We start from the raw sequence: 14,948 nt of genomic DNA on the forward strand, positions 1-14,948 counted from the left end.
ATGTCGGTTTAGGGTTCAAAAATGTTTATCAAAAAAGATGCCGTCTTAGGCATCTTAAAGGAAAATTAAGAAGTAATATTAAATGAAAACAACAAGACCTTATCATTTCCTGTCTTCTTGAAGAAAACTGCCCCGTTACTTTTAGTACAAAACTTCACACTCTGCTTCTAAACTCTAACATACATATCCAATTTTCTTTAAAGTCTTATTCAATTAAATAGCCCTATAATGAAAATAAGCGCTGTTCCTTATTACAGAAAAGCGCCCTTTTCTTGAATAAACAAAAATTTTTTTGTGGTAATGCTGAAGAATAGAACAGGTTTCAAAAAAACAATGGACTATTCTATGTCGTGACATGACTATTGGAACAGCCCATTGATGTTATAATGTCTTCCAAGGCTAAATTCAGCTCAGACCGTTCGGATGTCTCTTCAAATATTCTGCTCTTGCTCCATTTAACAACTCCATCAATACCATAATATCTTCCTCAGTTGAATCGTAGTTCGTAATGCAAGCTCGCAGTACTGGAACCTTGTTTATTTCGTATACTGAAATCCATGCCTGCCCTGAACGTAATATCTCTTGACATATAAATGATGCGAAATTCGATTGGATCTTTGATTGAATATTGAAATCAGTAAAGCATACAACAGGCAATATGGTATCATTGACAACCTTCCAGTTAGAGCATGCAAGCTCCCTGCGTAACCGATTGCCCATCTCTGTCTGGTGCTGCACCATGCTGCGATAGCCTTCCCAACCAGCAGTTACAAGTGATAAATACACTTTCAAACCGATAAACCTTCGCGACCATTGAATCGAATGGGTGAACGGATCAATTACATCCAGATCAACCCCTTCTTTCGGCATATAATCTGCCGTGATGCTGAAAGTTCTATGTAAGATGTCCTTATGCCGTGTAATATAAATTCCCGCCCCCATCGGGACAGACATCCACTTGTGCGCATCGAAGGTAATGGAGTCAGCTCGGTCAATACCATGAAGTAGATCAAGCATTTCTGGTGCAAACACGGAGGCTCCACCGTACGCAGCATCCACATGCAGCCACAGTTGCTCACGTTCAGCCAAGTTTGCGATTTCATTAATGGGATCAATCGCTCCGGCGCCGGTCGTTCCACCCGTCGCAATGATGAGAAAAGGAGTGTATCCAGCAGCGCGATCCACTTGAATCTGATGATGAAGCGCAGGAACATCTATATGCATTTCAGAGTCCGTCGTAATAATACGAAGGGAATCTGTACCTAGTCCGCAGGAACGCGCTGCCTTTACCAGAGAATGGTGGCTCTCAGCAGAAGCGTACATGACAGGATGCGTGGGGAGTGACCTCAGCCCTTCTTTGGCATAAGATGGGAAATAATGCACTAGTGCGGTCAGTACGGCCGTCAAATTTGCTTCCGCTCCCCCCGTTGTAAATGTCCCATCTGCTGCCTCTGCTGAATAACCGAATTTTGAAGCTATCTCTTTCAATACATAGTTCTCTATTTCGACCGCTACAGGCGCATGGCTCCAGGCTGCAAGCTGCGGATTGAATGCTGCAGTAATCGTATCCGCCATAATTCCCATGAAGTTGGGCCGCGGATTATACAGACCGAAATATCGCGGGTGTGGCGTATGTACCTGGTATTGCCTTAACCCCTCCAAGATATGATAAATCGCCTCGCGTGCGCTGACGGGATGCTCAAAAGATATTCTACGTACATATTCTGCAACCTCATCCACACTGAGTTCAGGTGAAACACGAACCCCGCGTATGTGCGTCATATAATCATTGATTTGCTCCAACAGGTAGGTTCCAATGTGCATGCGTTCATCCGTATCAAGATTAAGAATTGAATTATGCTTCAGCATGTGGAAAATGCCTCTCCCTTCATTTTGTAAAAATTCCATTGCTAATTCAGATTATACATTAGCAGAACTCGGGTGGTATGCATCTTCGAATAAAACCGCAATATTTCGAAACAATCTCTCTCCACTTGGCGATGCTGTCGGCGCTCGCCAGCGACGGCGGCCGAAATGAATAATAACACCACCAAAATAGTTCAAGAATGCTTATTATACTTATCGTTATATTGAATGCTACACAAAAAAATGACATTTTATTGGCAGGCAAAAGAATCCCCTCGTTCACTTATTAAACTCTTCTTCCCTATAGTTTAATTGTAATCTTTTACAAAAATCACACTAGCATTACCTTATTTATTCGATTCTTCTTGGGATTCTTCCTCCATTAAATGGCCCTATAATGAAAATAAGCGCTGTTCCTTATTACAGAGCGCCCGATTCTTGAAGATCGTTCCATCATTATTACCAAAGAAAAAAAGCCCACCGTTGTTCAATAAGATTAAAAAGAGATTTAGTTACCAGTTCTATTAATAACAACGTCAGGGTGTGCTTTGTAAGTTTTTTACTTCCATAAACATTTTTATAGTTATATACAAAAACCATGCTTTGACATCGTCTAAAGCATGGTAATTATTTTAACTAATTTAAAACTGCTAAGTTAATTTTTTTCGCTCATCTATTTATTGAATTCATTAACTGGAAGAAGTATTCAGGTTTATGAGTCTTATTTAGGTTATACCATGAATGTAATGTATCTGGTGCAAATACATCTAATTTTTTCAGTACTTCCATCGCAAATTCCAGAGGAGCTACTCCTGATGCAGTGACCAAATTCTCACCAGATACCACAGGTCCCATCTCATGAAATTCTTCTCCTTTATAATTAGGACAGACCATTTTAATGTACTCTAAGTTATTGCTTGTATGTTTTCTAGAATCTAGGTATCCAATATTCGCTAGTCCCTCAGTTGCACCACAAATTGCAGCAACAATAGTCCCAAGCTTTAAAGCTTCGCCAGTTTTTTTCAAGATAGGTTGATGAATATCTTCTCTCCAAGTATTCCCTCCAGGTAAAACTAAAAGATCTTTACTCTCAAGAGTACATTCATCAAGGGAAATATCTGGTTTTATGCTCAGACCTCCCATCGTAGTAATAATTTCTTTATTAACTCCTACTGTAACTACTTTTAAAGGTGCTAAATCTTTTTTGAAAAATCTTCCTGAGTTTAGTTCAGCAATTAAATATCCATATTCCCAGTCTGACATTGTATTAAATACATAAAGATAAACTTTTTTTCTTTGCATCCATTAACACTCCAATTACAATTGATATAGCCTATTATAATATAACTTCCCTGACAGCTAACGTCAGGGAAGTTATCATACTTGATGAAATTTTATTAATTCCGACAGAACTTCAATAAGTCTTTTCTTAAGACTTATTGGCTCAATAACTTGAATAGATTTACCGTACGGTAAAAGTAAATAAGGTACATATGTATGTATCATATTTTTTTCAAGAAGAAATACTGCTTGATTTGATGTCCGTTCTTGTAAATAATGTCCTAAAAACCAATGTTGGCAAATATCACCCAACACCCTTGCGTTTCCATTAATAACCAAAGGAATAATCCCTTCCTTATCTTCTATAGTTGGAAGGAGGTTTTTCATAAAAAAGTCACGTGCTGAAAAATTTTCTGGCCGGTTAAACTTATTTTCGGTTAGCATTAGACTTTCAATTCGATCTACTCTAAAACTACGAATATCATTCCTAAGATGACAAAATCCAATCACATACCACTTATTATTCCAATAAATAATTCTGTACGGATCAACCAATCTATACTTTGATTGCTCTTCGCCACTTTTATGGTATAGAATTTTTGTAGAGTATCCATCAGCTACGGCCTGCTCCAACTCCTTCAAGAAAGGTTCCATAGAGAGGGAACTTAATCGACTTATTACTTCAAGACTGGTTAAATGTTGGTTTATCTTTGTTTCCTGCTCTTGATTTGAATATTTGCTTAGCTTTGAAATAGCCCTATTTAGTGCTTCACCTCCATAATATCCGGCTTCTTCTGCAAAAACAGCAGCGTGAAATAGTGAGGTTTGCTCCTCAAAATCAAAAAAAAGAGGAGCTTCAATAAAATTGTTCAATAAAGTGTATCCACCGTTATGTCCTGTGTCTGAAATTATAGGTACACCACTTGTTGAAAGTGTATCAATATAACGATACACAGTCCTTATATTCATCTCTAACTTTTCTGAAATTTGTTTTGCAGTAATTTTTTCACCTGAACTAAGCATCCATAGAATTGCTAGTATATTGTCAATTTTAGGCATATGAATCCACCTCTATATGGAATTTATTATCTATCTTATAAGTTTATTTTTTCCTTAATTAGTAATAAGTAAATTTTACAGTATTTATCATTAAAATTTAACTTATTTCCTTGAATTAAACTATTCTGTCTTGTTAGTTTAAGTATAATTCTTTACAATCTATTTCCGATTTTTAGTATAACTCATCAACCGCGTTATTCAACAATCTGGCCCTTTAATTGAACAATACATTAAAAAGAATATCTCTTTATTAATACTGTAATTTTTCAGAAAAGCTTTATGAATAAGAATAAAAAAGTTCACAATAACAAAGAGTTAAATTCTTTAAGTTAATACCTTTATATTTCTGCACCATAGTATAGGAAATATCTAAATCCCAAAGTTCTTTCCTTACTATTTTCTATTCTTGTACATCAAAAAACACCGTTCGAATAGGAATGGTGTTAAATGTATTTCTTTATATATTATTATTAGCTTCTTATTGAAGCATATTTTTCCCAAAAGTTTATTGAAATTATGGTTCAATTCACACAAATGTGAAATGAACCATATTATTGCCTAGTTGTGAATCATTCTATTGCCAAACTATGGGGCTCTAAGGATTTATAACACCGATGTTCGACTAACTTTTCTTTCAAAAAAGAAAAATAGCACCTTCAATAATAGCTATTGTATTCTTGGCAATTATAATCTTCACAAATTTATTTTAGGCAAAGAAATATTCACTTAAAAATAACCACAAAAGAAACCATATGAGAATGTTTTACTCTTGAGTATTTGTAATAAATATAAAAATGACATATTTAGAACTTACTAAATAAAAATTGTTTTTGGCAATAAAAAAATGTGGTTTACAGCAATATGTTTTTTGAATTGAAATCAAGGCTTTATATACATGTAATGTATAAAATCTTGTATATAAAGCCTTATTTAAACTAAATTCTTATTTAATTAAAGCGCCCGATTGTTGACCGAATTAGACAAAAAAACAGGGCTTTCCCCCCCTGTTAATGTAGCTTTTTTGATTAAATTAAATGAAGCCCTTGCTTTTTTTACGCAATGGCTTCCGGCTTCCACTAAGCTTTGGTCATGGCATCTTCCACTATTTTACGGTCGCAATACATTTGGGAATGTAGGCATTCTTCCCAATTCTCAGGGAAGCCCATTTTAACAAGGCGGACTATATCGGCATGTTGACCAATTTCTGCAGACAAGGCATCAATGAATTGATCCCATTCTTGTAATGCACTTACATGGAATGCAAGTACATTTTTGATTGTGAGCATAATTGCAAAAAGGGTATCATTATCATTTGCTGCAATGCCGGCCTTTTTGGTATCCTCTTTAAGTAATTTAGGAGTGGATACGTTAAAATATCGGCCATAAAGTCGATTGTAATGAGCACAGTCATTTCGAAGGAAGTTTATGCAACGAAACCACCCTAACATAAATTTACGGTATCCCTTGTCATAAGCATTATCTATCCAATAGTGAAGAAAATCTGTATCAAGTGCTTGAGCAAAATGATAGACGTCACCATAAGTTACTTCTTCAAGTAAAACCCATAGTGGAATTCTACTTTCCTTCTTTTTATAATGAAGAATTGCGTCTGATTTACTTTCATTAATTGTTTTAGTAAACTTATCCATTATTTCAGTTGCATCATCAATCTTCTTCTGTTTTTCATGGCGATATACTCCATAGTCCAGGTATAATTCACCTGTCTCATGAGAAAATAAAAGTGTATCATTCAATGTTTCTGGTATTTCATGTGCAGATACTTCAGCTTGTTTCATTTCATAAAACTTACACACATATTCAATTAATGTTGCTCGTAGCATGAGTTCAATATCTCGAATAAAATATGATAAATTGTCACGGATGAATGTGTTGAAGTTGTATAACCTGACACAATCGGAAAAGCAATACAGCTTTCCTTCTATTCTAGGTAATAGCTTTCTATAGATAGAAAAGCTAAAGTAATTATGGGAATAGAAAAATTCTTTTGCTAAAACGATTTCTGTTTCATTAAATGATAATGGATATTCATCTTTTATTTTTAATTCCTCAATAATCTGTTCAACTGACATAAATTCTTTCATTGGACTTGGTTCTATAGTAGGGTTGTCCACTTCACTGATTACATCTGAAGAAAAATGCTCTGTACCTTCTGGAAGCAAAGTGACTGTTGTTGTTTCTTGGTTTGACATTTAATTTACCTCTGAAAATTCTCTTTCTTCCATTCTAGCACATTTAACCTAATTTTCATGAAAACGGCAAAAAAAACCATCAAGTTCCAAGTATCTAGCGATAGAGGAGTGATGGATTCTTTTATTTGTATCCTAGTCTAGGATCTTAATAGTAAGTATATAAAAAAAAAGACCCATCGGGGTCCGCGTATCGTATCTTAACGATAGAGGCGTGATGGATTCGTGTATCTATTACCTTAAACCATATTTAAATAAAAATCAAGGGTTTTTTAAAAATTTGTAAACTTTCATCCTTGTTCAACTAAATGGCTCTTTTCATGAAGAAAGACGCTTTCCTTATTTCAGAAAAGTGCCCGATTGTAGAGAAGTTGGTTCAATTGATTGATAAATATCTTTACATTAACAATATAAATACGGATCCACCGAAACTTAATATCGTACTTACAAATAATAACTTAAAGTATTCTTTTTTCTTGTTCATTGACATTTCAACCAGCTGAACAGCATTTGATAGTCCTAAGAAAAAGAGCATACCAAAAAGTAATAAATTCATGTTATCAGGTAAAGGACTGGCATTCCTTAACCCCGATATAGAAATAAAAATAACTCGAAAAGCAAAATAAATTGCAATTATACTTATTAAAACCTTCAGGATGAAAAAGAACTTACTTTTTCTATATTCTTCTTGAATTCTGTCTAATATTCTCACCCTTCCCTCACCCCTTTATTTGCAGTCTGGACCGTTTGTAGATCTACCAAAAATCAAACTATCACTACAATAAGTATTCAATTTCCCCTCGATATTCTTCCTCCATTAAAGGCCTTAAAATGAAAAATCGCTTTTGGATTAAAACAAGAAAAAGAGCAGTTTTACCAGCTCAACGATTTTCAAGTAAATCTCCTATTTAAACAGTTCATAGTTGCTCAAATAAATTACTCCATTTTTTCTCGTTACTTGAAAATTTAATTCATCATTAACTTTAAACATAGAACCGGTAATCTCTAAATTTTTTCTCTTTATAAAATACACACCATACCCATTATTTTCGGGATAACCATATATATAACAGACAACTTTCCCTTTATTCAAAAAAACTATTTGATTCATTGCATCACTTACTGTATCCGTTATATTGTCCCATTTATACCCTACTTCTTCATACACCGTCTCTACAGGTGTATAGGGATCAAAGGAATATACGACATCCCATTCAAATGGGGTGACATCTAATAAATTTATTGTATCAACGGATTCTTCAATTGCTAACACTTCTTTTCTTAATAACTTTGCATTTACATCCCACAAATCTTTCGTAAAAAAATTGCTTATTATAGCAATAAATAGTATGCCAAGAGCAATAATTGCTCCAGTTTTTATCAATTTCAAATCGTTTCTACCTCATCCCTTTAAATAAATAGTTCTTACTAAACTAAACTGCTGCGTTACTTTAGGTACATTTCTTCACAATATCTTCCTAATTTTAGCATAATACTGTAGCTGTGTTCCTCCACAATCTGGCCCTTTTCATGAAGAAAGACGCTTTCCTTATTACAGATAAGCGCCCGATTGTTGAAGATCGCTATTGAACTAAAGCACCCGTTACTTTAAGTATAATTCTTCACAAACTTTTTCCTTTATTTTGATTGTTATCAAAAAAGAGAAACCCAAGATGTATATTAACGGGTTCCGTTTTGAGGTGCAAACATAAGAAAAATCATATAATTTCTGCTCTAATTTCATAGTGAAAATCACAGTAAAAAACGCTATTGTAAAATTATCAGCAGCGTTTTTTTGTTGGATTGTTAACTGCAATGCTCTATTTTAAAACTGTCTCGGCTGGGGTAAATGCTTCCCATTGATTATATTTCGTTGTTATTGATGAAATAAACCAATACTCTCTAAATGGTTCTAAATTCTTTTCCACGATTATAATCTTCTGCCCACCACCAAAATTTCCATATGATGCCCATAAATCGTATTTAACGGTATACCGCATTCTGGATTCGCTAAGCTTTTCTACTTTGGTAAAACGAAAGTTACTAACCGAAGGGCTTGACTGACCTGTTACCCAACGAGTTTGCTCAAATTTACTCCTTGATTGTTTTTGAAGTGAAGGGGATAACATCGCATATTGAACAGCACCACTTCGATTATTTACGCCTAATATCCACAATTCAACGGCTTGTTTTGGTTCGCCTACCATCAAACCAGTCATAAAAGACATTAACTGGATTTCTAAAGGATTGAGTTGTTTTGTGGCTGCTATTGCGGGATTGTTATTAAAAAGCATTAGTAAAAATAAAAGTATTATTAATCGCAATAATTTCACCTCCAAAGATTTTTTTCTTAGAGGTATTATTCTACCTGTAATTACTATTGATTCGTTATCAAACGATTTGCATTGATATACAATACTCCAGCTATTCTTCTCCTCAAACCTGCTTCGTTACTTTAATAAGAAAAATACCTTGCCTCGTATTGAAGCAAAGCACCCGTTACTTGAATAACTCATATCAAACCTTATTAGGTAAATACTACCTATTGAGGTGAAATCAATGATATTAAAATTATTTTTTTCTTTAAATATCTTAACAGCATTCCAAACAAATATTAGTCAAGATATACCTTCGCAACCACCTAATCCAAGGATTTTAAGTATTAGTACAGACTATCCTAATGATGGAAATTGGATACAGATACCTAAAGGGACAAAAGAAATAACGTTTAAAGTTAAAGCAACAAACACGGAAACTGTTTTATTCTGGCTAATTCCTACTGGTACTCAAACATGGACAGAAAGAAGACTTATAGGCTATGACATTCAGGAAAACGAAAACGATAATAACTTTTCTTTGACTTGGAACATTGATAAGCCTTACCTACATGACCATTTACATATTCAAGCAATAGGTGAAGGAATAGTAACGAATGACATAATCAATTTATCAATGAACTAAAGGCTGATGCTTCTTCAAGTAAACTGCGTCGTTACTTTAAGTACAAAACTTCACAATCTGCTTCTAACCCTAAAATACATATCCAATTTCCTTTAAAGTCTTATTCAATTAAATGGCCCGTTTGTTGAATAAGCGCAACTTTAAAATTATGTATAAATATTAGTATCTATGCAGTTTGTTTTTGAAAAATGATTCATAAAAATTAATAAACATACTGCCAAAAAATCCATTACTTAAATGCCAGATACAATAATACTGAATTTTAAATAAATCATCATAGGTATAAGATTATTTCCCCTGTGGCTTTTTTTCGATACCTAATTCATTTAAGATTTGGTTATATGTTTCAAAATAGTACTGTGTTCTAAATAATCCTGGTTTCTTTAATATTCGTTCCACTAGGAGTCTTGAGGGATAAATACCTTTTTTATTTAAATCCTTTACAGTTTTAATAATATTATTTTTATTATTTGTTCTATTTATTAATAGTTGTTGCTCTACGTAATTTTTATATTTCTTCCTTATTATATTTGCTTCATCCGGAAAATTAACGGAAATATAGTCCCTTTGGGTTATACCTAAACCCTCTGTTATCTTATTTAAGGAAATAGGCACCGTTTTTACGTCATCATATGTTCGTAGAATCTTTTCTAGCTGATTTTTAATCGCGGGTTTATTATGTCTGTTTTGTAATCTTTTTATTAATTTGTTCTTTTTTGTTATCGGAAGTTCTCTTAATCTATTGGTCTCCGTTTTCCCACTAAGAATTTCTATCAATGTTAAATCCACGCAATAACATATATTAAGCATGTTTTCAAGCGAGGGGAAATTCTTTTTATAGATCCATCCATAAACTGTATTATAGCTTATCTTCAAAAAATCCTTAGCAAATCTTCTAATAGGTACATTATTTAACATTACATTTCTTAAGACTTTAGCAACAACTTCACTAACAATCTCATGATTGAGTAACCTTCTTTGTTCTTGATCGTTCATATGTATTAACTCATTAATATTGTTATATATCCAAGATTGCCAAGTTATTTGACCTCTATCACCTAATAATTGGATTTGATAATCTTTTATTCCTAGCCACATTCCACAATGATGACAGTAACCTGGGATAGAATTAGGGCTTAATACAGGTTGATAATTATCACAATTCGTACATTGATTCTCTAATTTTACATCATGGATAGGACAGTAGTTGATACAATTAAAAGCCCATATTAACTTTTCATAGACAAGTCCACTTTTCTTCCCTTCTTCCAAGCAAACTGGGCACCATGATTTAGTTGTTTTTAAAGTGAACTTTAGTTTTAGTGATTGACTTAACGGTTGTAAGGTTAACAATGGCAATGTTTGTATTTCTGTCAAATTTATTATTCTCTCAATAATTTCAACATTTAATTGACCATAACCGTTTATTAAATATGGATCAACAACTTTATTTTCATTGTCAAATTCAACACCACTTGCCCTAATGGTGAGATCTAATGCATATTTAAAAAAATCACTTACTTTGATATTGTGGTATAAACACAGCCGAGAAATATATCCCGTTAGGCTCTCTTTTTCAACGGTTACTGGGGAAATAGAATAGAAAACACTCCTTTCAGGAGTGCCCTCTTGGGAAACTAAGCTACAATTCATCTTTTTTAATCACTCTCTTTTTAAATAATAAAGATACTAAAGTTACTGCGCTTCTTGGAGTCCAACTGCATCTCTCTTAGGGTTCCTTACCCCTGGCTTCCTTTTCTTGTTATCATTATTTGTATCTTCATTATTCTCTTCATGTTCAACTTCGGACGATAAATTAAGTTTTATATCTAAATTGTCTTCATCTTGTTCCGGTAATAATGATTCTTCTTTATCAATTGCTTCTTCTGCCATCTTATACGATTGATCTATAGTATGTGCAAACTCGGAAAATGAGTCCATACTTAATGTCTTTAAATTATGATCTAAGTGCAAATGATATTTAAAAGTCCTAAATATCCAATCCTTTAATATTCCAATACAACCAATGGTCCTCTTATAAAAAAATTCCCATTCATCAACGAGGTTAGGTTCACGTTCTAATGGTAAGTGTTTTTGAAAATTCCATAGAACATCTATAAATGCCTCTTTTTCTATTTGGTACTCTACTCTATATCGAGGAAAGTGAACATCTAAACCTCTTCGAATTAGTTGACCCCCTAAGTCTCTGAATTCCAGCAAATCGTAAGTTCCAAATAGGATTACAGGAATATGCATTTGTGCACCAAATGATTTCAATGCCTCCATCTGATTTCTTAAACTCCTGCTACTTGCGACCTTCGTTAAATGTTGTGCTTCATCAATTAAAAACAATTTAGTGTTTCTGTATTTTACCGCATTTTCAAGAGAGCGTCTTAGCACAGCTTTAGTATCACTTTTAGCTATTAATTTATTTTCAGTAAATTCTCGACTAATTTTATAATCGATTAAAGGTTCCTTCATAGAAACAAGGGAGCGATAGTAAAAGTCTCTCCAATCAAAACGTCCATCCTCTGGAGATACCGCTTCGACTCCAGCTATCGGAATAAAGCCCTTATCAGTTTCCATTTCATTTTCATATTTTTGGTAATAATCATTAATAAGTTTGTGAAATAAAGTAGATTTCCCCACACCACTGGGTCCGTACACTAATAAAAAAGAGTTTGGTTTAGCCACTAATATGTTCTTCATCAATTGCTGATATGCTTTTTTTAATGCTGGATGCGCTACAGTATAATCCTCAAAATATTTTATTTTACTTTCAATATCCATTTCTAACAATTCACTCGGGAAGTATTGGTCGTTTTCCATCTTAAAACTCCTCAAGTACTTTAAATTTTCTCTCAGGACTTTTAGTATGCTCGCCTGAATTTTGTTTTTGTTCACTATTATTTTTCTTCAACATTTTTTTCTTCTTTTGTTCTGCTGTTTTACTTTTTCCTCCATCTATTACGTGGAGAGTATTACGAACTGCATTATCCATTAATCTTTGCATTAATAATAACTCTTTAGCCTCAGTAGTTTCTAAAAAACCAGCTAACGCCCTTCCAGAAATATTTATATCTTTTGCAGTGACCTTTTTTCTTTTTCTTAATTCTTCTGACGTCATTTTAATTTCTTTTTCAGTCCTGTTTTGGAAAATCAATTCGTACTCTGAACGGAGTTTTATCCACCGGTTTTTAACATACGCATATGCAACTGACATATCAAATGGATCATATCTAACAAATACTTGGCTTCCTTCTACATTCGGATCTTTAAATGCATCCGACCAATAATAAATGTTATTCATTCTAATTCCCTGCCCCACATACACTTTTGCTGTTCCTTTTTTGGTGGAAGGTAGTGTTAATATAATAAAGACTTTATCATAAGCAATATATTTACTTGCCCTGTCACCTGTTTTATATATCCTATTAATAAAACATTCTCTAGGGCTCTCATCTAATGCTATGTGCGGTTGCTTATCATATATCTCGAAAGCCCATTGATTTAACGCTTCGTAAAATGCCTCAAAAGTCCAAACAGCTTGATTTTTTGGTTGATATTTTTTAGTAACCTCTCTAACATTCTTCATAATCTGAGTGTTACCGGTTAAGTTATTAATAAACTCTGTATTTACAGTTCCAAATAATCTTTCACATACCGATCCGAATCTTGGTTTTGCTCCCGGCCTTAATTATTCGATACTTTGCTAAAAGGGTATCAAAATATACACTATGAAAGTCTTTTCCTCCATCTACTACTAATACGTCAGGAAGTCTTGAATGCCTTTTTACACATTCCCTCATTACCATCATATTGGACCTATAACTTGGCGCATCAAATGTAAGATAAAATGCAAGAAGCCTCCTTGAATATGCATCTACAAGAAAACTTACCCATGGATTACCCAAGTTTTTTTTGTCTCTGAACATCTAAGTTCTATGTCAAGTTTCGTATGATCAAGGTGACAAATTTCGAAAGGCCTCTCTCCATGCTTTGGAGTAGTTTCCTCAAGATAATAATAAAACTGTTCATATTTATATGCACTCTTAGGACCTTTTCTTTTATTCTCCTGTTCATATTTTGGTCGTCTTGAAACCTCAGTTACAAATGTCCTATAACTAGGAACATCGCAACCTCTTTTTAAGCATTCCGCTTCAAATAGCCTATACACTGATTTGACATTAGACATTTTTTTATTTTCATACCTATTGTTAATATATTCTTCCATTAAAGCTATTACATTGGGATCTAGTTTTCTTTTTCTATTCCCTTGTTTATGCTTCGATGATAATAATCCAGCATATCCATCACCAAAAGGTTCCTCTGCATCTCTGTATTGCTTGTCCCAATACCGAAGAGTACGAGCAGGTGTTTCGATGTTTTGGTTTCCGGCCCAATATTGTTGCAACAATTGATATTTCACATTCGCTTTAGATAGCTCATCTGGACTTGCAGAACTTATTAAATCAATAAGTACTTCATTATCTTTAACTTCTGTTAAATCACTGACTGATTTTATTAAGTTCCTTTTAATTAATTGTTCAAAAGCCACATGTGGGAAAGAAACTAATTGTTCACCGTTTAATATTGTTATCTCAGATTCTCCGATATTTACTACTGTACATTGGTTACCACCCCAGTTAATTATTTGTCCAGGAGTGACTGTTATGATGCCGGTATTGTATATGTCTTCTCTGTTTGCAAAACTAATATTACGAAAAGTCTCTGCTACTTCTTTATTTAGATACAAAGGAAATTGATCAAACTCCGTAATTAAATAGTGATCTAGCTCCACATATATTTCACTTGTTGCTATTAATGTGTAGATATCATCAGAAGTAAAACCTGCTTGCAAATTAATTAAACTTTCCAATAAGATTCCTGGATTCTCTCTTACTAAACATAAAATTATATATTTGCTTTGATCAGTAACAGACGGGTGATCTTCTAATAGATAATCTTCCAAAAATCTTAAATTACGCTGATATGTCCAATTTATCTCATTTGAAATTCTCATTCTGAAAGATAGACCAAATTGCTCAGCATATTTCTCTGCAGGTGGACAATGCCAAATCCCCATTTCATCAAGATGATATCTATTTGGAAACCTCTCTAGTAATTTAGGCATTTCCTCTTCCTTTTTCCATTCTTCCCATCCAATCCAGTCATTTTCAATTACAAAAAAATCCGGAGTATAGGCATGCCCAAAGTTTTTACCCTTGTGTTCGTATCTGATAGTGAAAGTGGAAGGTTGATCATAATATTCTATGACTTCCTCCTCAAATTCTTTTTCGTAAATACTGGCTAATTCGAGTGTTCTACTTTCAAATTGAATGGTTAGTCCCATTTTCTTTGAAGGGTATACACCAGATACATTTTTCGCCTTACTCCCAACCTTACGAACAGGTTCTGAGTGTCGTATATCTTCAATTTTTTGTATAGCTTTTTCACTAATTCTTAATCGCTTGTATAAGTCTGATAAATTTAATTTCATTTATTCTCACCTTTATTAGAAGATTAATGTTTCTAACCTTATGAAAATACATCGATTAGCTGTTTGTATGAAAA

At 33.6% G+C, this 14,948-nt stretch carries 13 protein-coding genes; 1 reads left to right on the forward strand and 12 read right to left on the reverse strand.

What is annotated here, in order from left to right; all coding sequences use genetic code 11:
- Nucleotides 1-405: 405 nt before the first annotated feature.
- The 7 genes from KDN24_RS23285 to KDN24_RS23315 form a co-directional block, all read right to left on the reverse strand.
- Nucleotides 406-1,869 (reverse strand): pyridoxal phosphate-dependent decarboxylase family protein, encoded by a 1,464-nt coding sequence (locus KDN24_RS23285; protein WP_056684597.1) that lies wholly within the window; start codon nucleotides 1,867-1,869, stop codon nucleotides 406-408.
- 666 nt (nucleotides 1,870-2,535) lie between these two features.
- Nucleotides 2,536-3,168: a type 1 glutamine amidotransferase family protein gene (locus KDN24_RS23290; RefSeq protein ID WP_335489839.1), complete on the reverse strand. Its 633-nt coding sequence runs from the start codon at nucleotides 3,166-3,168 to the stop codon at nucleotides 2,536-2,538.
- 75 nt (nucleotides 3,169-3,243) lie between these two features.
- Nucleotides 3,244-4,206 (reverse strand): helix-turn-helix transcriptional regulator, encoded by a 963-nt coding sequence (locus tag KDN24_RS23295; RefSeq protein WP_491348188.1) that lies wholly within the window; start codon nucleotides 4,204-4,206, stop codon nucleotides 3,244-3,246.
- 1,076 nt (nucleotides 4,207-5,282) lie between these two features.
- On the reverse strand, nucleotides 5,283-6,416 hold the full coding sequence (locus KDN24_RS23300) for an Abi family protein (protein ID WP_409973449.1): 1,134 nt from the start codon (nucleotides 6,414-6,416) through the stop codon (nucleotides 5,283-5,285).
- A gap of 394 nt (nucleotides 6,417-6,810) precedes the next feature.
- Entirely contained in the window at nucleotides 6,811-7,125 is a 315-nt protein-coding gene (locus KDN24_RS23305; protein ID WP_409973448.1) for a hypothetical protein, read from the reverse strand.
- 192 nt (nucleotides 7,126-7,317) lie between these two features.
- Nucleotides 7,318-7,803 (reverse strand): hypothetical protein, encoded by a 486-nt coding sequence (locus tag KDN24_RS23310; protein ID WP_409973447.1) that lies wholly within the window; start codon nucleotides 7,801-7,803, stop codon nucleotides 7,318-7,320.
- A 430-nt stretch (nucleotides 7,804-8,233) separates the two neighbouring features.
- Nucleotides 8,234-8,737, reverse strand: coding sequence for a hypothetical protein (locus KDN24_RS23315; RefSeq protein ID WP_409973446.1), 504 nt, complete (start codon nucleotides 8,735-8,737; stop codon nucleotides 8,234-8,236).
- A gap of 235 nt (nucleotides 8,738-8,972) precedes the next feature.
- Here KDN24_RS23315 and KDN24_RS23320 point away from each other — a divergent pair, with 235 nt between their 5' ends.
- The gene (locus tag KDN24_RS23320; RefSeq protein WP_409973445.1) at nucleotides 8,973-9,374 is read left to right on the forward strand and encodes a hypothetical protein; all 402 of its coding nucleotides are present in this window, start codon (nucleotides 8,973-8,975) and stop codon (nucleotides 9,372-9,374) included.
- Nucleotides 9,375-9,662: 288 nt separating this feature from the next.
- On the opposite strand, the gene KDN24_RS23325 is transcribed toward KDN24_RS23320, so the two are convergent.
- From KDN24_RS23325 to KDN24_RS23345, 5 genes are all read right to left on the reverse strand, one after another.
- Nucleotides 9,663-11,027: a TniQ family protein gene (locus tag KDN24_RS23325; RefSeq protein WP_409973444.1), complete on the reverse strand. Its 1,365-nt coding sequence runs from the start codon at nucleotides 11,025-11,027 to the stop codon at nucleotides 9,663-9,665.
- Nucleotides 11,028-11,069: 42 nt separating this feature from the next.
- Nucleotides 11,070-12,203 carry an AAA family ATPase gene (locus KDN24_RS23330; protein ID WP_409973443.1) on the reverse strand — a complete coding sequence of 378 codons (1,134 nt, stop codon included), beginning with the start codon at nucleotides 12,201-12,203 and terminating at the stop codon, nucleotides 11,070-11,072.
- 1 nt (nucleotide 12,204) lies between these two features.
- On the reverse strand, nucleotides 12,205-12,969 hold the full coding sequence (locus KDN24_RS23335; protein WP_409973442.1) for a Mu transposase C-terminal domain-containing protein: 765 nt from the start codon (nucleotides 12,967-12,969) through the stop codon (nucleotides 12,205-12,207).
- 61 nt (nucleotides 12,970-13,030) lie between these two features.
- Nucleotides 13,031-13,309 carry a TnsB C-terminal domain-containing protein gene (locus KDN24_RS23340; RefSeq protein WP_490337825.1) on the reverse strand — a complete coding sequence of 93 codons (279 nt, stop codon included), beginning with the start codon at nucleotides 13,307-13,309 and terminating at the stop codon, nucleotides 13,031-13,033.
- Nucleotides 13,270-14,874, reverse strand: a complete 1,605-nt coding sequence (locus KDN24_RS23345) for a TnsA endonuclease N-terminal domain-containing protein (protein WP_409973441.1) — start codon at nucleotides 14,872-14,874, stop codon at nucleotides 13,270-13,272. The genes KDN24_RS23340 and KDN24_RS23345 overlap by 40 nt, the downstream gene beginning before the upstream one ends.
- Nucleotides 14,875-14,948: the final 74 nt, after the last annotated feature.

Source organism: Cytobacillus sp. Bva_UNVM-123, assembly GCF_046351715.2.
GTDB lineage: Bacteria > Bacillota > Bacilli > Bacillales > Cytobacillaceae > Cytobacillus.